General features: G+C 60.1%; 24 protein-coding genes. 11 read left to right on the top strand and 13 right to left on the bottom strand.

Going from position 1 to position 23422, the window contains the following annotated elements; all coding sequences use genetic code 11:
• Positions 1–61 precede the first annotated feature (61 nt).
• The 3 genes from V7714_RS05655 to V7714_RS05645 all read left to right on the top strand — a co-directional run bounded on the left by V7714_RS05655 (position 62) and on the right by V7714_RS05645 (position 2189).
• Entirely contained in the window at positions 62–1069 is a 1008-nt protein-coding gene (locus tag V7714_RS05655) for a tetratricopeptide repeat protein (RefSeq protein ID WP_335708839.1), read from the top strand.
• A 39-nt stretch (positions 1070–1108) separates the two neighbouring features.
• A complete protein-coding gene (locus V7714_RS05650; protein WP_335708838.1) occupies positions 1109–1651 on the top strand; it encodes a class I SAM-dependent methyltransferase in 543 nt (180 codons plus the stop codon).
• A 94-nt stretch (positions 1652–1745) separates the two neighbouring features.
• Entirely contained in the window at positions 1746–2189 is a 444-nt protein-coding gene (locus V7714_RS05645) for a DUF3617 domain-containing protein (RefSeq protein WP_335708837.1), read from the top strand.
• 76 nt (positions 2190–2265) lie between these two features.
• Here V7714_RS05645 and V7714_RS05640 read toward each other — a convergent pair whose 3' ends face one another.
• From V7714_RS05640 to V7714_RS05605, 8 genes are all read right to left on the bottom strand, one after another.
• Complete coding sequence (locus tag V7714_RS05640) at positions 2266–2802, bottom strand: peptide deformylase (RefSeq protein ID WP_335708836.1); 537 nt, start codon at positions 2800–2802, stop codon at positions 2266–2268.
• Positions 2792–3538, bottom strand: a complete 747-nt coding sequence (locus tag V7714_RS05635; protein ID WP_335708835.1) for an S-methyl-5'-thioinosine phosphorylase — start codon at positions 3536–3538, stop codon at positions 2792–2794. The genes V7714_RS05640 and V7714_RS05635 overlap by 11 nt, the downstream gene beginning before the upstream one ends.
• 138 nt (positions 3539–3676) lie before the next feature.
• Positions 3677–4123 (bottom strand): GNAT family N-acetyltransferase, encoded by a 447-nt coding sequence (locus tag V7714_RS05630; protein ID WP_335708834.1) that lies wholly within the window; start codon positions 4121–4123, stop codon positions 3677–3679.
• On the bottom strand, positions 4120–5004 hold the full coding sequence (galU, locus tag V7714_RS05625) for a UTP--glucose-1-phosphate uridylyltransferase GalU (RefSeq protein WP_335708833.1): 885 nt from the start codon (positions 5002–5004) through the stop codon (positions 4120–4122). The genes V7714_RS05630 and galU overlap by 4 nt, the downstream gene beginning before the upstream one ends.
• A gap of 22 nt (positions 5005–5026) precedes the next feature.
• Positions 5027–7138 carry an NAD-dependent DNA ligase LigA gene (gene ligA / locus V7714_RS05620; RefSeq protein ID WP_335708910.1) on the bottom strand — a complete coding sequence of 704 codons (2112 nt, stop codon included), beginning with the start codon at positions 7136–7138 and terminating at the stop codon, positions 5027–5029.
• An 11-nt stretch (positions 7139–7149) separates the two neighbouring features.
• Entirely contained in the window at positions 7150–8211 is a 1062-nt protein-coding gene (locus V7714_RS05615; protein ID WP_335708832.1) for a cell division protein ZipA C-terminal FtsZ-binding domain-containing protein, read from the bottom strand.
• Positions 8212–8357: 146 nt separating this feature from the next.
• A complete protein-coding gene (locus V7714_RS05610; protein ID WP_335708831.1) occupies positions 8358–9485 on the bottom strand; it encodes a response regulator in 1128 nt (375 codons plus the stop codon).
• A 121-nt stretch (positions 9486–9606) separates the two neighbouring features.
• On the bottom strand, positions 9607–10707 hold the full coding sequence (locus tag V7714_RS05605; RefSeq protein ID WP_335708830.1) for an Hpt domain-containing protein: 1101 nt from the start codon (positions 10705–10707) through the stop codon (positions 9607–9609).
• A 162-nt stretch (positions 10708–10869) separates the two neighbouring features.
• Between V7714_RS05605 and V7714_RS05600 the strand changes: the two genes are divergently transcribed.
• Positions 10870–11613 (top strand): substrate-binding periplasmic protein, encoded by a 744-nt coding sequence (locus V7714_RS05600; protein ID WP_335708829.1) that lies wholly within the window; start codon positions 10870–10872, stop codon positions 11611–11613.
• Between the two features lie 38 nt (positions 11614–11651).
• Here the strand turns inward: V7714_RS05600 and V7714_RS05595 are convergent, their stop codons facing one another.
• Positions 11652–11933, bottom strand: coding sequence for a hypothetical protein (locus V7714_RS05595; RefSeq protein WP_335708828.1), 282 nt, complete (start codon positions 11931–11933; stop codon positions 11652–11654).
• A gap of 319 nt (positions 11934–12252) precedes the next feature.
• Here V7714_RS05595 and V7714_RS05590 point away from each other — a divergent pair, with 319 nt between their 5' ends.
• Positions 12253–13002 (top strand): substrate-binding periplasmic protein, encoded by a 750-nt coding sequence (locus V7714_RS05590; RefSeq protein ID WP_335708827.1) that lies wholly within the window; start codon positions 12253–12255, stop codon positions 13000–13002.
• Positions 13003–13053: 51 nt separating this feature from the next.
• Here V7714_RS05590 and V7714_RS05585 read toward each other — a convergent pair whose 3' ends face one another.
• From V7714_RS05585 to V7714_RS05575, 3 genes are read right to left on the bottom strand one after another with little or no spacing between them, the layout of a single operon-like run.
• Positions 13054–14433: a sensor histidine kinase gene (locus V7714_RS05585; RefSeq protein ID WP_335708826.1), complete on the bottom strand. Its 1380-nt coding sequence runs from the start codon at positions 14431–14433 to the stop codon at positions 13054–13056.
• Positions 14434–14457: 24 nt separating this feature from the next.
• Positions 14458–15144, bottom strand: a complete 687-nt coding sequence (locus V7714_RS05580; RefSeq protein ID WP_335708825.1) for a response regulator transcription factor — start codon at positions 15142–15144, stop codon at positions 14458–14460.
• 3 nt (positions 15145–15147) lie between these two features.
• Complete coding sequence (locus V7714_RS05575) at positions 15148–15588, bottom strand: DUF6491 family protein (protein ID WP_335708824.1); 441 nt, start codon at positions 15586–15588, stop codon at positions 15148–15150.
• 416 nt (positions 15589–16004) lie between these two features.
• On the opposite strand from V7714_RS05575, the gene V7714_RS05570 reads away from it, so the two are divergent.
• The 3 genes from V7714_RS05570 (at position 16005) to V7714_RS05560 (ending at position 17665) form a co-directional block, all read left to right on the top strand.
• Complete coding sequence (locus V7714_RS05570; protein ID WP_335708823.1) at positions 16005–16280, top strand: hypothetical protein; 276 nt, start codon at positions 16005–16007, stop codon at positions 16278–16280.
• A gap of 55 nt (positions 16281–16335) precedes the next feature.
• Positions 16336–16800, top strand: coding sequence for an SRPBCC family protein (locus V7714_RS05565; protein WP_335708822.1), 465 nt, complete (start codon positions 16336–16338; stop codon positions 16798–16800).
• Positions 16801–16885: 85 nt separating this feature from the next.
• The gene (locus V7714_RS05560) at positions 16886–17665 is read left to right on the top strand and encodes a substrate-binding periplasmic protein (RefSeq protein WP_335708821.1); all 780 of its coding nucleotides are present in this window, start codon (positions 16886–16888) and stop codon (positions 17663–17665) included.
• A 7-nt stretch (positions 17666–17672) separates the two neighbouring features.
• Here the strand turns inward: V7714_RS05560 and V7714_RS05555 are convergent, their stop codons facing one another.
• Positions 17673–18008 carry a hypothetical protein gene (locus V7714_RS05555; protein ID WP_335708820.1) on the bottom strand — a complete coding sequence of 112 codons (336 nt, stop codon included), beginning with the start codon at positions 18006–18008 and terminating at the stop codon, positions 17673–17675.
• A 149-nt stretch (positions 18009–18157) separates the two neighbouring features.
• Here V7714_RS05555 and imuA point away from each other — a divergent pair, with 149 nt between their 5' ends.
• Genes imuA through V7714_RS05540 form a run of 3 tightly spaced genes read left to right on the top strand, consistent with a single transcriptional unit; the run spans position 18158 to position 23354 of the window.
• Entirely contained in the window at positions 18158–18895 is a 738-nt protein-coding gene (gene imuA, locus V7714_RS05550) for a translesion DNA synthesis-associated protein ImuA (protein WP_335708819.1), read from the top strand.
• Positions 18819–20255 (top strand): Y-family DNA polymerase, encoded by a 1437-nt coding sequence (locus V7714_RS05545; RefSeq protein WP_335708818.1) that lies wholly within the window; start codon positions 18819–18821, stop codon positions 20253–20255. The genes imuA and V7714_RS05545 overlap by 77 nt, the downstream gene beginning before the upstream one ends.
• Positions 20256–20264: 9 nt before the next feature.
• Entirely contained in the window at positions 20265–23354 is a 3090-nt protein-coding gene (locus tag V7714_RS05540) for an error-prone DNA polymerase (RefSeq protein WP_335708817.1), read from the top strand.
• Positions 23355–23422 lie beyond the last annotated feature (68 nt).

Below are 23422 nucleotides of genomic sequence, written 5' to 3'. Positions count from 1 at the left end.
CGAGGCTGCCGGCAGGCTTCAACGCCCGATGCAATCAGTCAAAACCAAAAAGGGAGAGACAATGGTTTCAACGCAAGAGAGCGCCGAAAACTGGGAGAAAGAAGCCACTGCACTCATGCAGGCGGGCAATCTGGGGCTGGCAGCCACAGGCTTGCAGGCCAGGCTGGCCGAATCACCGTTGGATGCCAGGGCGCTGGCCTTGATGGGCATGGTGCAACTGATGCTGGAACGCTATGAAGAAGCCGTTGCCTTCTTGCGCGTCAGCCTGCTGCGCGAACCCAATGACGCCCGGACGCTGAACAGCTTCGGCCTGGGCCTGCGCGCCAGCGGCATGCTGCACAATGCGCGACAGGCACTGGAGCAGGCATTGGCACTGGAACCCAGCGACCCTGCCATCAATGCCAACCTGGCCAATGTGTGCGCCAGCCTAGGCGACCAGGCCCGCGTCCGCGCCTTGCTCGAGCCCATGGTCGATGGCATCGATGAAGCGCCGGTTGAATGGTGGGTCATGCTGGCCGGCGCCCTGCTGGCCCAAGGCGAAGCACATGCCGCCCACGCTCGCCTCGATACCGCCGTCGCACGCTGGCCCGACCAGCTTGCACTCAGGGTGCAACAAATAGTTGCCATCAGCTTGGCAGGCCAGCATGCCGCCGCACTGGATCATCTGCAAACGCTGGTCAGCATGGTGAACGGTGACCCGGAAGTGCTGGGCCGGCTTGCCAATCAGGCACGGGCCTTCAAAGCCAATGAGCTGGCGCTGGCCTGCTTTGAGCAGCTACGTCGCCAACCTGGCTCAAATATGGAGGCTACGCTGAACGCCACCATGAATTTCGGCATCGTACTTGCCGATCTGGACAGGCACGCCGATGCAGTAGCCGCTTTCAGCGAAGCCATTGCCCTGGTGCCCGAGCTGGCCGATGCCTATCGCATGCGTGGCGTGTCGCGCGCCAAGCTGGGCCAGACAGCAAGTGCTGTCAGTGATCTGCAGCGCAGTTTGCAACTGCACCCAGACCACCCCGATGCGCTTGCGGCACTTGAAACCCTGCAGACAGCTCATCCAGCCGCCTGAATTGCCTAGGCATGCAGCCCGTTCACACAGGAATAAACCATGCGTAAAGTCCTCCATGTAGGTTGCGGCGACTACCATCCGCTGCGCGTCCACCCCATCTTCCGTTTCGGCGATTGGCAGGAAATCCGCTTCGACATCGACCCCAACGTCAAGCCGGACCTCATCGGCACCATGACCGACATGTCCTCGGTCGAGGATGGGGGCTTCGATGCCATATTCTCGTCACACAATGTCGAGCACCTCTATCCGCACGAAGTACCCGTGGCCCTGTCCGAATTCCGCCGCGTACTCAAACCAGGTGGCTTTGCCCTGATCACCCTGCCCGATATACAAGCCGTGGCACAGCTGGTGGCGGCAGACAGGCTGGAAGACACCGCCTATATCTCCCCCGCCGGCCCCATATGCCCAATAGACATGATGTACGGCCTGCGTAGCTCCATGGCCGCCGGCAACCTCTTCATGGCGCATCGCACAGCCTTCACCGCCAAGACGTTGGGGCAACATCTGTTGAATACCGGTTTCAGCGAAGTCTCGGTACGTCATGGCGAGGGCTACGATCTCTGGGCGCTAGCCGTCAAATAAGGGAACCTTGTCTGGCCTGTGCAATCAACAGGATGGCAAGGCCACACAACAGTATGGAGTTCGCGTCATGATGCATAGGCTCAAGATAAATACCATGGCCGGTATGGTTCTGCTGGCAGGTGGGCTGACTGCGGCCCAGGCGGCTGAAACACTCCAGGTCAAACCGGGGCTTTGGCAGGTGGACCGCACCATGGAGCTGGGCGCCATGCCCTTCCCCCCCAAAACCGTCCGCTATCACGGCTGTATCAAGCCAGGCGACCCTGACGGCGTACTGGCCATTACCGGCTATGGCCGACCCGATGTGACCAACGGTTGCAAGATTATCGACAAGGCAATCACCACCAACAGCTACCAGGCCAAGTTGCTTTGCCAGGGCGAACCACCTGGGCCGGGGGTGATCGATATCAAGGTCAGTGGCGACAGCCTGGTTTCAGAAGTATTGGTGGGCGAGCGCATTCCCGGCAGCACCCGCTGGATATCCTTCAAGGACGAGAGCAAGTACCTGGGCGCCTGCCCGCCGCCAGAGAAGGCTAGTTAGCCGGCACAGCAGTACGGACAAACAAGCAACCCCGCCATAAGCGGGGTTGCTTGTTTTATGCCCTATTTCAGCAAACCTAGTCCAGCTCGGCCAAGCCTGGCATCAGCACATCAGTAAAACCAAAGTCACGCAGGTCCTTGATACGCATGGGGTAAAGCATGCCGAACAGATGGTCGCACTCATGCTGCACCACGCGTGCATGAAAGCCCTCCACCGTACGGTCGATCACCTGTCCATGCTCGTCAAAACCCTGATAACGCAAATGCTGGTAGCGCGGCACCAGGCCACGCATGCCTGGCACGCTAAGGCAGCCCTCCCAGTCATCCACCATCTCTTCCCCCAAGGGTGTGAGGATAGGGTTGCAGAGAATGGTGAACGGGACGATTTCCGCATCCGGGTAGCGCGGGCTCTTGAAGCCGCCAAACAGGGTCAACTGCTTGGAAACCCCTATCTGCGGTGCAGCAATGCCTGCCCCATCCATGGCCTGCATGGTGTCCTGCAGGTCCTGTATCAGGGCAGCCAACTCAGGCGAGCCAAATTCTTCCGGCATCACCAGCTCCGCTGTCTGCAACAACAGCGGGCTGCCCATCTTGACTATCGGCCTAATCGCCATCGACTTTCACCAAGGCTTCCAGTATGCGGTGCACATGTTCAATGGCCTCGCCAAAAACCCCTTCGGCAGCAGCCAGATCAACATGGTGCTGGCTATTGCCACGGCCAGCAGCCCAATTGGAGACCACGGCGATGGTGGCATAGCGCAAGCCGGCCTCGCGGGCCAGGGCGGCCTCGGGCATGCCTGTCATGCCGACCATGTGCCCACCATCGTTGCAGATGCGGTTGATCTCGGCGGCTGTTTCCAGCCTGGGGCCTTGCGTTGCGGCATAGACACCACCATCAACCACTTTCTGCCCAGCAGCATGGGCAGCCTTGAGTATGCGCGCACGCAACTTGGGGTTGTATGGCTCGGTAAAGTCCACATGGGTTACCGGCTTGTCGCCACCTTCAAAATAGGTGTGCTTGCGGCCACTGGTGTAATCAATGATCTGATCAGGTACCGCTACCGTACCTGGCGGTAGGTCGTCGCGTATGCCACCTACTGTGCAGACCGACACCACGCGCTTGACCTTCTGTTCAGCCAGCGCCCAGATATTGGCGCGGTAGTTGATTTCATGCGGTGGTATCGTATGGCCGTAACCATGCCGGGCAATGAACACCACCTGATGCTCATTGATGTCGCCAAACGTCAGCGCGCCAGAAGGCTCGCCATAGGGTGTACGAATAACCTGCCGGTGTGTGATCTTGAGATTCTTGAGCCGGGTAAGACCGGTTCCGCCGATGATGGCGAGCATGCGCCCGTCCCTTTCTTGTTCGTTCGAGCCTAATTGTAAGCGGGTTTGCAGTGCGGGCAATACCACGGCTTGTGGGCGTTCAGGCATACCCACTGTGCCAAACCTGCGGCGATGATGCAAACAGCCAAGCCTGTGACTTTAATCCAGCGCCAGGGTGTAGGTGCGGAACACCTGATCATATTGCCAACCATGCGCTTCGTACACGCGCTGCGCTACCGTATTGTCGTGCGCGGTAGACAGCTGCAGATAAGCGGCACCGCTGGCACGTCCCAGCCGGCGAGCCTCTTCCAGCATGGCGGTAGCCACACCATGGCCGCGCGCCTCGGCTGCGGTGTACAGGTCATACAACACCCAGATGGGCGCCAGCGCCACCGAACAGAAGGTCGGATAGAGCTGCATGAAGCCCACCGCCTTGCCATCCAGCTCCGCCAGATAGACAACAGACTGCTCGCTTTGCAGGCGCATGGTCAGCCATGTACGGGCCGCGCTTTGGTCAGATGGCTGCTGATAGAACTGCCGGTAAGCATCAAACAGGCGGGTAGCTTCCGCCAGATCATCCCCAGCCTTGAGCTGACGTAATTTCATAGCGGCTCACCCGTAGTGCAGAATTGATGCAGATAGGCGGTGAATTCCTTGCCCACTTCGGGATGGCGCGAAGCATAGGCCAGGGTGGCCTGTAGATAGCCAAGCTTGGTACCACAATCGTAGCGCACCCCTTCAAAAGGCAGGGCCAACACCCGCTCCTCTTCCAGCAGGGCAGCAATGGCATCGGTCAGCTGTATTTCACCGCCTTTGCCTGGGCTTGCCTTGATCAGATGCCGGAAAATACGCGGGCTCAGTATGTATCGCCCCACCACAGCCAGGGTGGAAGGCGCTTCCGCTGGCTTGGGTTTCTCAACAATACCGGAAATCTTGAGGTGGCCACCGCCATTCGGCGCAGCCACGACTATGCCATAGGAGCCCGTTTCTTCACGCGCGACCTCCTGCACACCAATAACCGAGCTATGGGTGTCGTCATACAGCTCCACCATCTGCTGCATCACCGGCTTGGCGGCATCAATCAGGTCATCGGCCAGGATCACCGCAAAGGGCTCATCCCCCACCAGCGGGCGGGCACAGAGCACGGCATGCCCCAGACCCAAGGCCTCGGGCTGGCGCACATAGGCGCAGCAGACATTGCGCGGAATGATATTGCGAACCATCTCCAGCAACTCGTGCTTTTGCTTGGCTTCCAGCTCGGTCTCCAGCTCATAGGCCTTGTCGAAATGGTCCTCAATGGCGCGCTTGTTACGGCCCGTCACAAATATCATCTCGGTGATGCCGGCGGCGATGGCTTCCTCCACTGCGTACTGAATCAATGGCTTGTCCACTACATTCAGCATTTCTTTGGGGCTGGCCTTGGTGGCAGGCAAAAAACGCGTGCCCAGTCCGGCAACAGGGAAGACCGCCTTGGTAACTTTTTGCATTCGGAGATATCCGCCTGAATCTTTATGTTTCGGTTGTAGCTGCGTGCGACAACAGCGCCAGCAGACCCGCTTCGTCCAGTATGGGCACACCAAGTTCCTGCGCCTTGGCTAGCTTGGAGCCAGCCTCCTCGCCAGCCACCAGGTAATCAGTCTTCTTCGAGACCGAACCCGAAGCCTTGCCGCCAGCCGCCTCGATCAGCGCCTTGGCCTCATCGCGGCTCAAGCTGGGTAGCGTGCCCGTAATCACCAGGGTCTTGCCAAGCAAGGGGCCTGTCGCCAGGTTTTCGCTAGGCTCGAACTCGTCCCAGCGCACACCGGCAGCGCGCAGTTGCTCCACCACCTCACGATTATGGCTCTCCTGCAGAAAATCACGAATGCTCTGCGCAACCACCGGCCCAACATCCGGTACTGCCTGCAGGGCAGCCAGCGCAGCAGGCTGGTCGTCCAGTGTCGCGGCATCCAGCAGTGCGTCCAGCTTGCCAAAGTGGCGCGCCAAGTCCTTGGCTGTGGTTTCACCCACATTCCGTATCCCCAGTGCATAGATGAATCTGGCCAGGGTGGTATGGCGGCTTTTGTCTATGCCAGCCAGCAGGTTGGCAGCCGACTTCTCTGCCATACGTTCGAGCTCGGCCAGCTTGACGATGCCCAATTTGTAGAAATCAGCCGGTGTCCGGACCAAGCCCACGTCCACCAACTGCTCCACCAGCTTGTCCCCCAGACCCTCGATATCCATGGCGCGTCGGCTGGCGAAATGCAGCAGCGCCTGCTTGCGCTGCGCCGAGCAGACCAGCCCCCCCGTACAGCGGTAAGCCGCCTCCCCCTCCTCCCGTGCCACATGTGAGCCACAGACAGGGCAAGCTGCAGGCATCTCGAAGGGCTGGTACTTCGGCACCTCGCGGGGCGGTGACAGCAGGTCCACCGCCTCGGCAACAACGGGGCGGCGCTCCAATACCACATCGACCACTTCAGGGATCACATCCCCCGCCCGGCGAACGATCACGGTGTCACCGACACGGATATCCAATTGGCGTATACGATCAATATTATGCAAGGTGGCATTGGTGACCGTGACACCACCCACAAATACAGGCGCTAGGCGGGCCACAGGTGTAATGGCGCCAGTGCGGCCCACCTGCACGTCTATGCTCTCCACCGTGGTCAGCATCTCCTGTGCCGGGTATTTGTGCGCCACGGCCCAGCGGGGTTCACGGCTGACAAACCCCAACTGCGCCTGCAAGGCACGGTCATCAACCTTGTACACCACACCATCAATATCAAACGGCAGGCTATCTCGCTTGGCCGCAATGGCAGTATGAAAAGCCACCAACCCTGCAGCGCCCTCTGCGATGGCGCGGTCAGTGCATACCGGCATACCCATGGCCACCAAGGCGTCCAGCATGGCGCTGTGACTGCCGGGTATCGCCCAGCCTTCCACCTGCCCCAAGCCATAGGCAAAGAAGCTGAGTGGCCGCTGTGCGGCGATGCGGGGATCCAGCTGGCGTACCGCGCCTGCTGCCGCATTGCGCGGATTGACGAAGGTCTTCTCACCGCGCTCGCGCTGGCGGACATTGAGCGTGTCGAAATCGTCACGCCGCATATAGACCTCGCCACGCACCTCCAGCACGGGCGCTGCCACACCCGCCAGGCGCAAAGGTATCTGGCCTATGGTGCGGATATTCTGGGTGACATCCTCTCCCGTTTCGCCATCGCCACGCGTGGCTGCCCGCACCAGGACACCAGCCTCGTATCGCAGGCTGATGGCCAGACCGTCGAACTTCAATTCGGCAACATAGGCAACGGCCGGCGCATCGGCCGCCAGGCCCAGATCACGCCGTACCTTGGCATCAAAATTTTCTGCTCCCCCCGGGCCGGAGTCGGTCTCGGTGCGGATGGACAGCATGGGTACGTCATGCCGCACCTGGGCAAATTCCGGCAGCGTCTTGCCGCCTACACGCTGGGTCGGCGTATCCGCAGTCCTTAGCTCGGGGTGGGCTGCCTCCAGCGCATCCAGCTCTCGGAACAATCTATCGTACTCAGCATCGGGTACGCTGGGGGCATCGAGCACATAGTACTCATGGCCATAGCGATGCAGTAGCGCGCGCAGTTCGGCAGCGCGTTCAGCAAGAGAAGTCATCATGTATTTTTTCAGGCAAACAGACGCAGGGCAGCTACACCCCCTGCAGGGATACCGCGATCATCCATGCGGGCATAAATACCCACCAGTTGCTTGCGTATGGCAGCCAGATCGGCTGGCTTGAGCGAACGGTTATCATCGTCCACCAGATCGCCCCCCAAGGTCAATGCCATCTGCTGCGCCAGGTCGGCAATCCGATCGAACGCCTGCTCGCCGCCTGCCACCCTGGGCACATCCAGCAAGATAGTGATCGAGGGCGTGTCATCAAGCGCATCTATTGGGCGATGATGGCGGTCTGCCAGACTGAACAATGTCTTGCCCGACTCAGAGCGGGCATGGAATACCCCGTCCGCCTCCAGCACGAGGCCAGCAGCCTCTGCCATGGCAGCAACGCGATTAATCGGAAAAGGCGCGCGGCTGGACACCACGTTAAGGCCAATCTGCATGTCCACCTCCACGCAGAATGCATCGAGCTCCTTGGCAACATGCAGCTTGTCTTCCCGTCGCGGGAAGGTTGCTACACCACCTTCACTGGCAGCAAAGCTACTTAAGGCCTCGCAAAACCTCACCATCTGTGCTTCGCTCACCGGGCCTTGCCGGTCAACCAGTTGCAAACCCACACGCAATTCGTTGTAGCGCTGCCCTGGGCGTATCAGCTCCCACTCATCGCCTTCATTCAAACCCAGTACCTTGACCCGCTTGCCCACCTCTATCTGCGGCACAACGGCAAAATCCACCGGCTCGCCAGGATGCACCTCAGCGATATAGTCCAGCGAAGGGTCCAGCACCGCTACCGCCAAGGCGATGTTTTCGCTCAAATCCACCGTTTCAGGCGCATTGTTGGCGCTACCCAGCACCGGAGCAGGCTCATCCAGCGAGGGCTCGAAACGCATGCCCGTCTCGCCTTGCCGCACCATGTTCTTGGGGGTATCCAGCAGCACATCGGGATGGCTTTTGGCAAATGCGTCGGCAGCGCGCTTCTTGAAGCGCCATTCCTGCCAGCTGTTATAGCCCCACACCCCGCCGACCAGTGCCAGACCCAGGCTCAAGGTAATCCAGTGAAAATCGGTCATGCCTTATATTCTCCGCGCCATGCATGCGGCGTACGATAGCGGCGGAGCTTAGCGGATGTAATGGCCTGCGCCAAGAACGGCACAGGCATTAACAGGGCAATGTACCCACAGCGCCATCACAGTTGGCACAATTGCCAACACCCGACTCAACGCTGCCGGCCATAGTGCGCCAATTTTTCACGCAAGGTACGCAATGTCACATCGGCGGCCAGCTCTCGGGCAGAGACCTGTGTCACTTCCGCCATGCCGCGGCCCAAGGTCACCAGGCAGCGTTTTTCCTCATCCTTGCTCAGCGCCAGCCGCAAGAAATCCTGTTCCAGCTCATCCTTGAGGACTTGCAGGGCAGCCGCCACCGCACCCTGTCGCTCACGCCACTCGCCTTGCAGTTGCAACATGGCTTTCTCGGCCTGCGCCGCAAAGCTGGTCAAGACCATATTGCGCTCCTGCAAGGAGGCAGCTACCTCCAGTGCCCGTGCGCGAGCATCCAGCCCCTCTCCAAGAACACTGCACAAGTCACGTACCCGCTGCAGCTTCACCGCCTCCCCTTGTGGCAGATTGCGCACCAGTATGCTGGCGTGGTCAAAGTTCAGCGCCAGATGGTCGCGAAACTGAAACACCGGCCCCGATAGGCGGGAGTTATGGATGATAGAGGTCTCCAGCGGCGTGGCGTGGCCGCGGGGATTGAGTGTGTACTTGTCCTTGCCAACGCGCACCTGCACATTGGCATCAATACGCCAATCGCTCAGCGCGTCTACGCCAACCCGGGCCAGACTCTGCATGTCGTCCGACACGCCCATCTGCCGCAGGGCTTCAAGTGCAATGCCGATCTCGCTGAGATCATGCTTGACGGCATCAGCTGCAGCACGGGCCGCCTGCTCCTCCTTGGCCAGCAGGCGATTCCGGCTGATCCATTCGAGCATGATACCCACCTTGGCCAGCAGTTCGTCAGCACCCATGCTCTTGAGCAGGAAGTCCTCCCCGCCCGCCTCATACGCCTCCATGCGCTCATCCAGCGTATCGTGGCTCGAATGGAACACCACAGGTGTTGCCGCAGTCTCGCTGTGCGCCTTGAGCTCTCGGCACAATGCAATGCCATTGACGTCAGGCAGCTCAATATCCAGGATCACCAAATCCGGCGCATAGCGCGCCAGTGCCTCCTTGAAGCCCGCGCCCCTATCCAGCGTATCAATGGCGTAATGGGCGCCGAGTATGCCTGCCATCCGACGCAATTGCAGCGGATCGTCATCCACGATCAGTATCTTGGTGGCTTGCATTCCATCCTCCAGCGTTACGCAGTTAAATTCAGGCGTGCACAGGCAGGTATAGGCGATGCAGCCATGCAAGAGCAAGACAGACCCGCACTGAGCAGACGCTTAAGCTCGCACCCTCGCCATCTCAACATCTCACGGGCTGGGTCCAACCATGCGCCACCGCCTGAAAGGCATTGATCAGCAATGCGTCGAAGCGGGTGTCCAAGCCGCCATGGATGTCAAACACCGCACGCAATGCACCACGGCGATATTCCTCACCATCCAGCCCCGCCACCATGTCGTAGAACATATCGGCACAGGCCAGCATCTGCGCGCCAGGATGCAGTCCGCCTGTGCCGCTACGCAAAGGAAAGCCCCGCCCATCCGTCCATTGGTGATGCTGACGCACGATAGTGGCCGCCTCAGTACAGGCCGGGTCAGCGGCCAGCAGCCACTGAGCCGCCAATTCCGGATGCAAGACCCAACTATCCCACAGCTCATCCTTGGGCTTGGGCGGGGCAGCAAAAAAACTGTTGGGCAGTGCCAGCATGCCCACGTCGTGCCAATACACCGCCAGCGTCAGCGGCCCTTCGGCCACCGGCTGGGGGTAATGCCGATTTAAAGCCTGCACAATCTCCAGCTGGGTAGGCACGCGGCGCTGCCAGGCCGGGTAGCGCAATGCCAGCGCCTGCGCCAGCTGCTGGCCCAGCAACAAGGCCGGATTGTTCTCCGCCAACGGTGTTGGTGTCGGTGCACTGTCATCCCAGCGACTGGGCGCCTGCAGCAACTCCCCTGGATTATGTGCCGCCAGCAATACATGGCGCGCCGCCTGATCCGCCCTGCCCTGGCTGGTCGCTTCGCTCAGCTCGTCTATGCTGGCCAGCAGGCCAGTCAATGGCGTGTCATCAAAATGGTGGGTCCGCTGCAGGGTAAGCGCCATATCACGCACCCTGTCCAGGCTCTGCAGCACGGCCTCGGCAATCAGTGGCGTACACAATATCCGTCGCTCACGCAGTGCTTGCAGGACGTTTTCCAATCGGTGCACAAAGTCAGCGATCGGCTCGGCGCCGCAATAGGCAAAGTCCCCCTTGATGCTATGCACGTGGCGAAAGGCACTGGCAACCAGATCCGGGTTTTCACGGAATCGCACCAACTGGTGCATATCATCCTCAAGCAGCGGGAGCCGATCACCCAATTCGGTCATGACATCCTGCAGTAGCTCGAAGTTGACCTGACTACTATCCATGCTGCCTCTCCGTATTGGTTGTTCTGCAGCCTGCTTATGCCGCTTGAGCATCGGGACACTGCCCATCAGTATGGCACCATCGCCAGCGCACGCACGGTCGCCATGGAACTGCACCGGTCAGCTTCTATAGTAAGACATGGCATATCTGTTAAGGAGACTACGATGCGCAGCACCGCAATACTGATCGCACCCACCTTGTTTGCCCTGGGCTTAGGACAGGCAATGGCGGGCAATTACACGGTAGGCGTAGAGGCCAACGACTACCTCCCCATCTACAAGGGCGAGGGAGGCAACTACACAGGCTACGCCCGAGACCTGCTTGATGCCTTTGCCACCAAGCACGGCCACCAGTTCAGCTACAAACCCATGCCCATTGCGCGCTTGTTCGATGAATTCGCCGTGAAGAAGTCGCTGGATTTCAAGTTCCCCGACAACGCCATGTGGCAGGCTGATATCAAGAAAGGGGCCAATATCAGCTACAGCATGGGCGCCATCAGTGTGACTGAAGGTTTGCTGGTGTTGCCGGCCAACAAGGGCAAATCGCTGACCACCTTCAAAAGCATTGCCACCTTGCGCGGTTTTACGCCCTGGCCCTATATGGCACAGATCAAGAGCAAGGCCATTACGGTCAGCGAAGCCAATACCGCCGATGCCGCAATCAAGATGGGCACCAGCGGCCGCGTAGATGGTGTGTTTCTCAACACCACCTCGGCCAACTACATCATGGGCGAAGTACTGAAGACACCGGGTGCGCTAGTACTGGATGACAAGCTACCCAAGGAGAAAAGTGAATTTTCCTTGTCCAGCATTGCCCACCCCGAGGTCATCAAACAGTTCAACGAGTTTCTGATCAAGGAAAAAGACATGGTGAGCAAGCTGAAGGCCAAGCACAGGATTGCCGAGTGACTCTGGCGTAGGCCGCCACTCGGCATCTCGCAACCTACTTAGGCCTGTTTCAGCTTGGCCAGGATGGCGGCCGGCTCTTCCGTCTCAGCCAGCGCTTCGCGCAAACGATTGAAAGCGCTGGCGGCCTCGTCTGGGTACTTGCCGAATGGAACCAGGCTGCTATGGCGCCACCCCGCCGCAGCCAGCGCATCCTTGCGAAACTGCGAACCCTGCACATCCCCCCCCGCCACCTGCAGCAAGGCCTGATCAATCAGCATATGGGGAAACGGATTGCGCGACAGCATACTGAAATGTGCAGCCTCTACAGGATCAAATTGCATGGTGCTACGCTCCTTGGCGATTGCTATCGTTGGCGGTCACCCCACCAGCCCCCCTGACCCAAGCACTAGGCAGTGCGGTGACAGCCGGCCCTGGCCTGTTGCACCTTGCCAATGCCGATATGCAGCGTTTTGTCAGTGACGCTTAATCTAAGCCCAGGTTTGCAGGTTTTGCCATGTCTCGTTTTACCCCGCACCGACCAGACACGTGGGGCGCGCTGCTGCAGTGCTTTGCTATAAACAAAGGCGTGAGTACCCACTACGCAAACTACCCGTAGGCACCTGCATAACTGGAGGATACGTGCCAGCCCCACCCAAGGTAATGATTCTCCTAGCGTATTGCCTTACCTGTTTGCCTGCGCAGGCAGCAGACCATAAAACGCTCAAGATAGCTTTCGGCCTGGGCCGCCCGCCATTTGTGTACGAAGAATCAGGCACTTGGCGTGGCTTTGAGCTGGATGTCATGAAGGCGGCCATGCGGGAGCTCGGCTATGAGGTGGACCACCACCACTTGCCCAATGCCCGCCTGTACATTGCCCTGTCGGATGCCAGTTTTGCGGCGGCCGTAGCAGTGCAGCCTGAGCCCGGGGACAAGAGTTGCTATAGCAAGCAGACCATCAGCGAATACGTCAATGTCGCCATCAGCAAGTCCAACCGCCATGTCGTACTGAATCGCGTGCATGACTTAAGCAAGTACTCGGTTGCCGCCTGGCAGAAGGCGCACCGCAACCTGGGACGTGAGTTCGAAGCGCTCTACGGCCCCAATGCAGAAGGCCCGCACCTGGAGCGCTACACCGAGCTGGGAGACCAAGCAGCCCAGGTCAGGCAATTCTGGCTGAATCGCTTTGATGTATTGCTGATCGATAGAACCATCTTTGGCTGGTATCGGCATCAACTACGCAATAGCTTACCCACTGGCGAGAGCGTGGAGATACACCCGATATTTCCAGGCCGTGCCAACTACCATGTGGTTTTTCGGGACTGCGGGTTACGTAACCAGTTCGATTTGATATTGGCAAAGATGAAGGCTGATGGCCGCTACCGCGCCGCCATAGATCGCTATCTGAGGTAATGCTCAGCGTCTTTGAGCGATGGCAAGGCAGGCACCACCAGCGCCCCCCTCTCATGCCTCTGGCTTGGGCCGGCTCGCACCAGTAACCAACTTGGGTCGCACAACGGGCGTGAAGTCCAGGGTGGCACACAAGCCTGGATGTGCATCCGCCAATGCCAAGGTGCCACCATGCGCCTCCATGATGGCCCTCACCAGACTCAAGCCCAGGCCGCTGCCAGCACTGCTACGGCTTTCATCCAAGCGTACAAAGGGTTCCAGTACGCGCTCGATGTCCTCAGCCGCAATACCCTCGCCGTGATCCCGTATGATCACCCCCCTGCCCTCCACCTGCACCAGAATATCGCCGGCACCATAGCTCAGGGCATTTTCCAGCAGGTTGGCCACCGCCTGAAACACCAGATCACGATCAATGCGCCAAGTGGCCGGCATCCCACTGAAGTGGATGTGCCTGCCCATGTTCTCGGCAATGGGCTCATACAGCGAAATGGCATCAACGACGAGCTCTGTCAGCTCAGCCTCCTCCAATTGCAAGGCATAGGCCCCCGCCTCCAGCCGGCCCAACCGCAACACAGCCTGAAAAATGCGCAGTATGCTGTCTATATCCGCAGTCAGCGTCTCTACCCTGGCACGGGTACTCGGCTCCTGCGTTTCGCCCACCAGCACCTCCAGCTCGTTGCGCAAGCGGCTGATAGGATGGCGCAAATCGTGGGCAATGGCACTGGAGGTAGTGCGCGCATGCTCCATCAGCTTTTCTACCTGATCCAGCATCAGGTTGAGCTGACCTATCAGCGCTTCAATTTCATCCCGGCGACGGCTCTGTGGAATCCGCTCATCCAGGTGACCGCGGCGTATGCGCTCGGCCGTGGCGCTGATATACCCCAACCGCTGGCGCAATGCCCGGGTAAACACCCACACGCCCCCTACCGAGACAAATAGCACTGCCCCCACCAGCAAGGCATAGTTACGCCAGAGATGTTGGCCCACCTGCTCAAAAACCGCCCGGCGCCCCACCAGCAAGCGCTGGTCCGCATACAGCAGAAAAACCACCGCAACAATGGTGTCACCCGTTGCCGGGTCAATAAACTGCAAGGAGCTCTCATCCACCGCCTGCTCGGTAGTGGGCCAATAGGCCAGATTACCAGCCAGTTTCTTGCCCTTGGCATCGGTCAGCAGGTAAACCGCCACCGCCTCATTGCCCATATCGTCCAGATTGGCATTGGCACGGGCGGTCACTACCTCGATCAAGGCCTTGTGGCCCTGTAACTGGTAGATGGTTTCCAGGGCGGTTGTCTCTTCCCGCAGGGCTGCCTGGAACTCGCTGATCATGGCATTGCGCGTTTCGCGATAGCTGACGGCAGCAAACAGGGTCACCCCAGCTAGCATAAGCGTGGAGAGACCGATGATGAACCAGGAAAAAGGACTAAGGCGCATGGGCTGGCTGTAGGCTGTATCCGACTAGGCCTGCGGGTCGCCCAGGCGATAACCCGCACCGCGCACGGTGTGCAGCAGGGGTGGCAGGCCAGCCGGATCAATCTTGTTGCGCAACTTGCTGATATGCACGTCGATCACATTGGTGCCTGGGTCGAAGTGGTAGTCCCACACGGCCTCCAGCAGCATGGTACGAGTCACCACCTGGCCCGCATGGCGTAGCAGATACTCCAGCAACTGGTATTCACGTGGCTGTAGCTCAAGCGCCACCCCAGCACGCTTGACGCTGCGCGACAGCCGGTTGAGCTCAAGATCCGCCAGACGGAGCACATGCCCCTCGGGCTCAGACTGCCCGGGGCTGCGGCGGGTAACCGCATCCAGTCTGGCCAACAGCTCTATCGTGGAAAAAGGCTTGACCAGATAATCATCACTACCCGCGCGCAAGCCCTCTACCCTGTCATCTATCTCGCCCAAGGCAGAGAGGATGACCACGGGTGTATGAATGCTGGAGGCGCGCAAGGTACGCAGTATGGTGAGGCCATCGACCTTGGGCAGCATGCGATCCAGGATGATGGCATCGTAGGTCTCGGTCGTCGCCAGAAACAAGCCTTCCCTGCCATCCTTGGCATGGTCGGCAATATGGCCCGCCTCCCGCAACGCCTTCAGGACGAACTCGGCAGTATCGGTTTGATCCTCGACCAGCAGAAGACGCATCGCTCAGACCTTGCCGTCGTTCTGCGTATCCGCGGGTTCCATATCCGGCGCATCCAGCCAGGGTAGCAGATTGGCCACATAGCCCTTACGCGCCTTGCTGTAGCGCTTTTTGAGCTTTTCATCAGGCAAGGTCAACGATTGAATGGCGCAGGATTGCTCCCCCACCTGCACCTTGTCCTTGCCTATCTTGATATGCCGACGGTCGGTGGTGACCTGAATGGTACGGGCGCGCATCAACTCCTTGCAGCCCGAGGCCAGCGACAAGCGCCAGACCTCTTCCTTGCCCGTCCACAACAGTAGACTGCTGGCATCCAGCGGTTGCCAGCCAAACAGGCGGGAGACGCGAATCTGCTGGCGGGATGGCTGAGGCAGAACAGCACCTGTCTCTGCAGGCTCTGTCGTCGGCGGTGCCGCATTGGTACTGAGTGCGAGCAAGGCAGCCATGGTCCATGGCAACGTCGCAACGTTAGGCACGCGTGCTCTCCTTCACGGCGTCTTTATTTATTTGAGTAGGTGTATTGTGCATGACGAGCGCAGTGCGACGGTAGTGAGATGTCGCAGTGCCGTTTGTAGCAGATGGTTACAGGCCAGATCGCCATAAAAAGAGAGGGGACTGGTTACCCAGCCCCCTAAGGCTCGTTGAACTCACACCAGATATACGGGGACGCTTGTCTGTGTCGGTCAGGCGGCGGCGTCGGCGCATAACTAAGTTGGTGCGATCTTGACATGGGTGCTGTTGCAGCGTGCTTAACGGCAGATTAATAAGAATTAATGTTCGACTGATGAGCCGCCTGTCGCAAACTCATCGGGCGATTATGTTACCATGGTAACTTGGTAACTCATTATTGCGAGAGACCACCATGCCTGAATCCATCAAGCCCGTCACGATAGCTGTCGAACGCATCCAAACCGGTGTAAGACTAGAAAAGCGTCTGGTAAAAGTACTTAAAGGCCTGGCCGAGTACAAGGAAGTCACCCTAGGTGACCTGCTCGAAGGCATTGTGCTGCACGCCTTCGAGGGCAAATGTGCCTTCTCGCCCGATACACTGGAGATGATCAGCAAGTTGCGCGAAATATACGGTCTGGATCTGGCCGCGAGCGACAGCCATCAATTGGTAGATCGGAAGGGAGAGTGAGTCCACCCAATGCAGTGACCATGTCTTGCCACGTCAATTCATGGAGCGTCTCACTATGTCCGCACGTATCGTTCGTACCCACCGCATTACGCTTGCAGCCCCCGCCCAATCCTGCCATCGCCTCTTTACCCCCGCGGGCGAGTGCCTATGGGTAGCAGGATGGCAACCGCAGTACCACCACCCCACCAATGGCCAAACCGAGGCCGGCATGGTCTTCAGCACCGGCAGTGGTGCCGAGAACACACTCTGGTGCCTGGTCGATTTTGACCAGGAACGCCTTTATTCACGCTATACCCGGGTCACCCCTGGATCACGCAGCGGCACAGTCGAAGTGCAATGCCATGCCCTCGCTGATCAGACCACCGAGATCATGGTGCGCTATACACTGACGGCATTAAGCGATGCCGGCCTTGAGATACTGAACGCACTCGATAAAGCCGCTTTCGCGGACATGATCATGGGTTGGCAGGACGCCATCAACAGCAAGCTGCCACGACTCTTGGCGGCCACGATCGCCTGAAGCTAATCTGATTGCAGCCGTGCCGCCCGCTTACTGGCACGCACGGCTGCCCATGAACCGGCAACAGGACATCAGAGGATCAGGGATGCTTTGTATACGCGTGTACCTCACAGCACTGCTTGCTGCCTTGCTTGCCGCCACCTACGCCACCGCCACCGAACCACCGCTGTCGTTGCGGGCGGTCACGGCAGAGAACAATGAGCCATTCAATATCGTGTTCAACGGCAAGCTACAAGGCTTGGGGGTAGACGTTGCCAATGAAGCCGCACGACGTAGCGGTTTCAGCCTGCAGACCGAAGCCCTGCCCTGGGCAAGAGCGCTTGAAACAGCCAGGCAAAAGCCCGATGTCCTGCTGTTTACCGTAGCGAGAACACCTGAGCGTGAAGATTGGTTTCATTGGATAGGACCCATCGCCAAACGCGAAGTCTGGCTATGGCGGCTACGCACCCGCAAGGACGTCGTGGCCACCTCACTGGATCTGGCCAAGCAGTACAGGGTAGGTACCTCCCATAATGACGCCGCCACCGAATACCTGCTGGCACAGGGATTTGAGCAAGGGCTCAATCTCGACATCACAATGCACGACCGCGCAATCGGCTACAAACTTCTGGCTGGACGGGTAGACCTGGTTCCGATGAATCCGCTCTCCATTGGCGCCTTTGCCCGTGAAAGCGGGATTGCACTCGAAGACCTGGAGCCGCAAATGCTCTTGATCAGCAGCGGCGGCTATTATCTTGCACTCAATCGCCTCAGCAAGGCCGAGACCGTGGCCAAACTCCATGCTGCGCTGACGGAGATGAAGGCCGATGGCAGCTTGCAGCGCCTGCTGGAGAAATGGCAGCCCAAGGGCAGCAAGGCCAGATAGCCCGCGCTCACCGCCTGGGTGTCTCATCTTGCTGCCGGGATAAGCTGTCCCGTAAATCAGCCGCGTGCTGTTGTATCAAAAGCTCCAGAAACGCATTCATATCCAGGCCCACCCTGCAGGCACATAGTTTGAGATGAGCCTTGAGCGTGCCATCTATCGTCGTGGCAAAAGGCTCTCTGGCCGCCTTGGCATCTACCCCCTTGCCAGACTTGATCTCCTGCATGAACAAAGCACGCCTGGCCTTGCGGCTGGCGCGCTGGCGCTCTGCCGGCGTCATGGCGCGCTCACCATGCGCGGGCCTGCCTGGGCGCCGTTTGGGTGGTGTAAGCGTATCGCTTGTCATGTCTGCTGCTTTCAAAAAGGCGGTGACTTGGTCACGATTATATTTAAGTGACACGTCACCTAATTAAAATATTTCACATCATGGTTGACCGGAGAACGTTCGTTCTCCTAATATTTAGTGAACGAACGTTCTCTTGTGAGGAGTGGGCCATGAAAGCAGCGCTAGTCGATGTCTTGAAGCACCCAGGGGTATGGCGGGGTGATGGTTACAGCCAGATTGCCGTACCCACCATCCCTTGCGGGCACGAGCGTTTGGCGCCCTTGCTGCCGGGCGCGGGCTGGCCACTGGCGGCCGTTACCGAAGTCATTGCCAGCAGAGCAGGCTGCGGCGAGCTCAAACTACTGCTACCGGCCCTCGCCCGCTTAAGTCAGGCTGGCAAGCAAATTCTGCTGATTGCCCCGCCGCAAATACCCTACGCCCCGGCCTGGCAGGCTGCCGGTGTGGATCTGCGGCGACTGACCTGGGTAAACCCCAAAACCGAACACGATGCCTTGTGGGCCATGGAGCAATCCCTGCGGGAACCTGCCTGTGGCGCGGTAGTAGGCTGGTTCGATCTGGCCCTGAGCGATCGCAACTGCCGCCGCCTGCAACTAGCGGCCGAACAAGGTGGTGGTAGTGGTTTTGTCTTGCGCCATGGCCGCGCCGAAAATGTCAGCTCACCATTCGGTCTGCGGCTGGGCGTGGAATCCGTCGCTGGCGGCGTAGCAGTACAGGTGCTCAAGCGCCGGGGCGCCGCAGCCACCCAGGCTGTATTCCTGCCCCACAGCCATCAACCAACGCCCACCAGGCATCCTGCTACAGGCCCTACCCATGTTGTGGCTAGCACTACACCTGCCTTTTCTACCGCTAGACGCACTGCACCAGAACCTTACGCCTACGCAGCCTGAGCCCTGGGCTGTCGTAGAGCAGCGCGGCCGCCAGGAGCAGGTACTGATATGCAATGCCGCAGCGCAAGCGCTGGGTGTAAAGCCCGGCATGCGCCGCGCTGCCGCCCTGACGTTCGCCGCAGGCCTGCGCATTGCCCGGCGTCAGCCGCAGCAGGAGCTGGCGCTACTGGAGAGCCTTGCAGCCTGGAGCTTGCAGTACACGCCTACCGTTTGCCTGGTTCCGCCACACGGCCTGCTGCTGGAGATAGAAGGCTGCCTGCGCTACTTCAAGGGTCTGGGCCGATTGCGCAAGCTCATTGCACAAGGCCTGGTGGAGCACGGCTGGTCGGCACAGATGGCGGCAGCCCCCTCACCGCTTGCCGCCACCTGGCTGGCCCAGTTGCGCCCACAAGCCGTGATACGTAGCCCAGAGGGCCTTGCCGACGGCCTGGCAAGCCTGCCCATCGCCGAACTCCCCTGGCCTGACGACACGCTGCGGCAACTACAGGCGCTAGGCATGCGCCAGTTTGCCGATCTCCACAGCCTCCCGCGCGATGGCCTTGCCCATCGCCTCGGCCACACCTTTCCCTACATGCTGGACCAAGCACTGGGCTTGCAACCAGACCCGCGCGATCCTTTTGAGCCGCCTGATCGATTTGAACGCACCGTAGCGCTCAATTGGGCAACAGACCAGATCGAGGCCTTGGGCTTTGTCGCCAAGCGCCTGTTTACCGAGCTGGCAGCATTTCTGATGGGCAGGGGGCTGGGGGTACAACAGCTGCAGCTGATCATGCAGCACGAAGACAGCAGCAAAACCGAAGTGACGCTAGGGCTGGGCAAGCCCACCCGCGCCGCCGATGCCATGCTGGCCATCTGTCGCGAGCGCCTTGCGCGGCTGGCCTTGCCCGCACCGGTAGAGGCCATGGGTATTCTGGCCAGCCAGTTGCATCGCCTGGACGGCCAGGTGTTGACCCTGTTTGGTGATGCCAGCCAGGCGGAGGATTTCGACCTGTTGCGCGCACGGCTGGTGGCGCGGCTGGGCGAGGATGCTGTGCAGAGCGTCGTCTGCGTGGCGGATCACCGCCCAGAACATGCCTGGTGCTGGGCACCCTGCGGTAGCGTCTCCCCTCCGCTCACCCTGGGCGAGCGCCCCGCCTGGCTGCTGCCCGAACCCCAGAGTCTGGAGCTACGTGACGGACATCTCTGGCACAGCGAGCCTCTCCAGCTGCTGACACGTGCAGAGCGTATAGAGTCCGGCTGGTGGGATGGCAATAGCGTCACCCGCGACTACTACCAAGCGCAAGGGCCATCTGGCCGCCGCTATTGGATATACCAGCAGCGCAGCACCGACAGCTGGTACCTGCACGGTCTGTTTGCCTAAGGAATCGCCATGCCTGCCGCCAACCAAGCCGCCTATGCCGAGCTGCATTGCCTTTCCTGCTTCAGCTTCCAGCGCGGCGCATCGCACGCAGACGAGCTGGTGGAGCGGGCCGCCAAGCTGGGCTATCAAGCACTGGCCATAACCGATGAATGCTCGCTGGCCGGTATTGTTCGTGCCCATCTGGCCACCCAGAAGCACGGCCTGCAATTGATCGTAGGAAGCGAACTGACCCTGGATGATGGCTTGCGCCTGGTATTGCTGGCACCAGATCGTGAAGCCTATGGCGATTTATCTCAGCTGATCAGCCTGGGGCGACGCAATGCCAACAAGGGCTCATACCAGTTGGACCGCGCCGCTGTCGCGCGCCACGCCGGGCGGCTGCTGGCTCTGTGGCTGCCCCCCGCCCTGCCGGATGCCGCAGACGGCCAGTGGTTTAGCCAGCATTTCCCCGAGCGCGCCTGGCTGGCGGTAGAGCTATTTCAGGAGGCAGATGATGACAGCCGCCTGTCCGCACTATTGCAGCTAGGCCGGCAATGCGGTCTCCCCTGCGTCGCCAGTGGCGATGTGCATATGCATGTCCGATCCCGCCGCGCCCTGCAGGACGTCATGACGGCAATCCGGCTGGGTCGGCCGGTAGCAAAGTGCGGCCTGTCGCTATTTCCCAATGGTGAGCGCCACCTGCGCAGCCTCCGGGCGCTCGCCCACATCTACCCACACGCACTGTTGGCAGAAACCGTGCGCATTGCACAGCGCTGCGGCCAGTTTCTGGCCGATCTGGGCTATGAATACCCAGCCGAACTAGTACCCGAGGGCGCAACACCGGCAAGTCATCTGAGCACACTGACCGAAATTGGCTTACGCCAGCGCTATCCAGCGGGCGCACCAGAAAAAGTCCGTCGCCAGGTAGCGCACGAGCTGGCGCTGATCATCAAGCTTCGCTATGAGTCGTTCTTTCTCACCGTCCACGATATCGTCGCTTACGCCCGCAGCCAGGAGATCCTCTGCCAGGGCCGTGGCTCAGCAGCCAACTCCGCCGTCTGCTTTGCCCTGGGTATCACCGAGGTAGATCCGGATAGATCCAATCTGCTGTTCGAACGCTTTCTCTCGCAAGAGCGGCATGAGCCCCCCGATATCGATGTGGATTTCGAGCATGATCGACGGGAGGAAGTCATCCAATACATATACAAGCGCTATGGCAGGGAGCGTGCCGCACTGGCCGCCACCGTGATTACCTACCGCCCGCGCAGCGCCCTGCGGGATGTAGGGCGCGCACTGGGGTTTGACGAAGAGCAGCTGGATCAGATCAGCAAAACCCTGGCCTGGTGGGATAGCCGCGCAGAACTGCCCAAGCGACTGCAGGAGGCGGGCTTCGACCCCGAGAGCCGGCCAGTCCAACTGCTGTTGCGGCTGGCGCAGGTGCTGATGCGCTTCCCCCGCCATCTGTCGCAACATGTGGGCGGTTTTGTCATCTCGCACAGCCCCTTGGCACGGCTGGTCCCCATAGAAAACGCCGCCATGCCCGACCGCACTGTCATCCAGTGGGACAAGGATGACCTGGATGCCATGGGTCTGCTCAAGGTCGATGTGCTGGCATTGGGCATGTTGAGCGCCATACGCCGTACGCTGGCCCTGGTGTCGGCGATACGCCGGCAACCACTGATGCGCATGGCCGATATCCCGGCGGAAGACCCACAGGTCTACGAGATGATAGGGCATGCCGATACCGTAGGCCTGTTCCAGATCGAGTCCAGGGCACAGATGTCCATGCTGCCGCGACTCAAGCCCAAAAATTTCTACGACCTGGTGGTCGAAGTCGCCATCGTGCGCCCTGGCCCCATACAGGGCGGCATGGTGCACCCCTACTTGCGGCGGAGACAGGGGCTGGAGCCCGTCGATTACCCATCCGAAGCCGTCAAGAAGACGCTAAAGCGAACCTTGGGTGTGCCTATCTTCCAGGAGCAGGTCATGCAGCTGGCCATCGATGCCGCTGACTTCACCCCCGGCGAGGCCGACCAGCTTAGACGCTCCATGGGCTCCTGGCGCCGCACGGGTGAACTGGCGGATTACCAAGAGCGGCTGGTCGCCGGCATGCTGGCCAATGGCTATACCCAGGAATTTGCAGACCGTCTGTGCAAGCAGATAGAAGGCTTCTCCGAATATGGCTTTCCCGAATCCCATGCCGCCAGCTTCGCCCTGCTGGTGTATGTGTCGGGCTGGCTCAAGCGCCACGAGCCAGCAGCCTTCACCTGCGCCCTGCTCAATAGTCTGCCCATGGGTTTTTACTCTGCATCGCAGTTGATACAGGACGCAAAGCGGCATGGCATCGTGGTACACCCTGTCGATGTACAGCGCAGTGACTGGGATTGCACGCTGGAAGACGAGCAGTGCCCCCAGCACGCGCTCCGACTGGGCTTGCGGCTGATCAGCGGCCTAGGCCAGCGCATAGGCGAGCGCATTGCCGCCCACCAGCCAACAGCAGGCTACGACAGCCTGGCCCAGTTGCAGCGTCTGGCTAGTCTCGACAAGCGTAGCCTGGGTATTCTGGCGGATGCCGATGCGCTGGCCACCCTGGCGGGCAATCGCCGGCAAGCCCGCTGGCAGGTGGGTGGCCTACCGCTGGAGCAAGACCTCGCAGGCTTGGCCGCCAAGGCAGAGGCGGCCATCACCCTCCCGCTCCCCAGCCTGGGCCAGCAGGTGCTGGAAGATTACCGCAGCCAGGGCCTCACCCTGAGGGCCCATCCACTCAGCCTGCTACGCCCACGCCTGAGTCGGGATCGCCTGCTCAGCGCCGCCGAGCTGCGCGCCTGCCAGCACGGCCAGCCCGCACGAGCCTGCGGCATCGTGGTTGGCCGCCAACGTCCCGGCACGGCAAGTGGCGTCACCTTTGTTACCTTGGAAGACGAAACCGGCAACACCAATGTCATTGTCTGGCAGGATCTGGGCGAAAGGCAGCGCAAGGAATTACTGGGCGCCCGACTGCTGGCCGTCTATGGCGTAGTGCAGCGGGAAGGCGAGGTCGTCCATCTGCTCGCCAAGCGCCTGGCCGACAAATCCGAGCTACTGGGAGCCCTGTCGGTAGAGAGTCGTGATTTCCACTAGCCCCATCGCAGCGCCAGCCATCAAAGTCGCCCCCGGTTGATACGCATCAAGGTAGCGCCCCTCGCCCA

Source organism: Chitinimonas sp. JJ19 (assembly GCF_036961565.1).
In the GTDB taxonomy this organism is placed as follows: Bacteria; Pseudomonadota; Gammaproteobacteria; order Burkholderiales; family Chitinimonadaceae; genus Chitinimonas.
This window is presented reverse-complemented; position numbering and strand designations above follow the sequence as displayed.

Excerpts from the sequence above, each read along its gene's own strand:
- V7714_RS05605 (WP_335708830.1), bottom strand. The coding sequence starts at position 10,707 with ATGGATAGTAGTCAGGTCAACTTCGAGCTACTGCAGGATGTCATGACC.
- V7714_RS05600 (WP_335708829.1), top strand. The coding sequence starts at position 10,870 with ATGCGCAGCACCGCAATACTGATCGCACCCACCTTGTTTGCCCTGGGC.
- galU (WP_335708833.1), bottom strand. The coding sequence starts at position 5,004 with ATGCAAAAAGTTACCAAGGCGGTCTTCCCTGTTGCCGGACTGGGCACG.
- V7714_RS05630 (WP_335708834.1), bottom strand. The coding sequence starts at position 4,123 with ATGAAATTACGTCAGCTCAAGGCTGGGGATGATCTGGCGGAAGCTACC.
- V7714_RS05560 (WP_335708821.1), top strand. The coding sequence starts at position 16,886 with ATGCTTTGTATACGCGTGTACCTCACAGCACTGCTTGCTGCCTTGCTT.
- V7714_RS05650 (WP_335708838.1), top strand. The coding sequence starts at position 1,109 with ATGCGTAAAGTCCTCCATGTAGGTTGCGGCGACTACCATCCGCTGCGC.
- V7714_RS05575 (WP_335708824.1), bottom strand. The coding sequence starts at position 15,588 with ATGGCTGCCTTGCTCGCACTCAGTACCAATGCGGCACCGCCGACGACA.
- V7714_RS05640 (WP_335708836.1), bottom strand. The coding sequence starts at position 2,802 with ATGGCGATTAGGCCGATAGTCAAGATGGGCAGCCCGCTGTTGTTGCAG.
- V7714_RS05595 (WP_335708828.1), bottom strand. The coding sequence starts at position 11,933 with ATGCAATTTGATCCTGTAGAGGCTGCACATTTCAGTATGCTGTCGCGC.
- V7714_RS05585 (WP_335708826.1), bottom strand. The coding sequence starts at position 14,433 with ATGCGCCTTAGTCCTTTTTCCTGGTTCATCATCGGTCTCTCCACGCTT.
- imuA (WP_335708819.1), top strand. The coding sequence starts at position 18,158 with ATGAAAGCAGCGCTAGTCGATGTCTTGAAGCACCCAGGGGTATGGCGG.
- ligA (WP_335708910.1), bottom strand. The coding sequence starts at position 7,138 with ATGACTTCTCTTGCTGAACGCGCTGCCGAACTGCGCGCGCTACTGCAT.
- V7714_RS05580 (WP_335708825.1), bottom strand. The coding sequence starts at position 15,144 with ATGCGTCTTCTGCTGGTCGAGGATCAAACCGATACTGCCGAGTTCGTC.
- V7714_RS05565 (WP_335708822.1), top strand. The coding sequence starts at position 16,336 with ATGTCCGCACGTATCGTTCGTACCCACCGCATTACGCTTGCAGCCCCC.
- V7714_RS05570 (WP_335708823.1), top strand. The coding sequence starts at position 16,005 with ATGCCTGAATCCATCAAGCCCGTCACGATAGCTGTCGAACGCATCCAA.
- V7714_RS05555 (WP_335708820.1), bottom strand. The coding sequence starts at position 18,008 with ATGACAAGCGATACGCTTACACCACCCAAACGGCGCCCAGGCAGGCCC.
- V7714_RS05645 (WP_335708837.1), top strand. The coding sequence starts at position 1,746 with ATGGCCGGTATGGTTCTGCTGGCAGGTGGGCTGACTGCGGCCCAGGCG.
- V7714_RS05590 (WP_335708827.1), top strand. The coding sequence starts at position 12,253 with ATGATTCTCCTAGCGTATTGCCTTACCTGTTTGCCTGCGCAGGCAGCA.
- V7714_RS05540 (WP_335708817.1), top strand. The coding sequence starts at position 20,265 with ATGCCTGCCGCCAACCAAGCCGCCTATGCCGAGCTGCATTGCCTTTCC.
- V7714_RS05610 (WP_335708831.1), bottom strand. The coding sequence starts at position 9,485 with ATGCAAGCCACCAAGATACTGATCGTGGATGACGATCCGCTGCAATTG.
- V7714_RS05635 (WP_335708835.1), bottom strand. The coding sequence starts at position 3,538 with ATGCTCGCCATCATCGGCGGAACCGGTCTTACCCGGCTCAAGAATCTC.
- V7714_RS05545 (WP_335708818.1), top strand. The coding sequence starts at position 18,819 with ATGTTGTGGCTAGCACTACACCTGCCTTTTCTACCGCTAGACGCACTG.
- V7714_RS05615 (WP_335708832.1), bottom strand. The coding sequence starts at position 8,211 with ATGACCGATTTTCACTGGATTACCTTGAGCCTGGGTCTGGCACTGGTC.
- V7714_RS05655 (WP_335708839.1), top strand. The coding sequence starts at position 62 with ATGGTTTCAACGCAAGAGAGCGCCGAAAACTGGGAGAAAGAAGCCACT.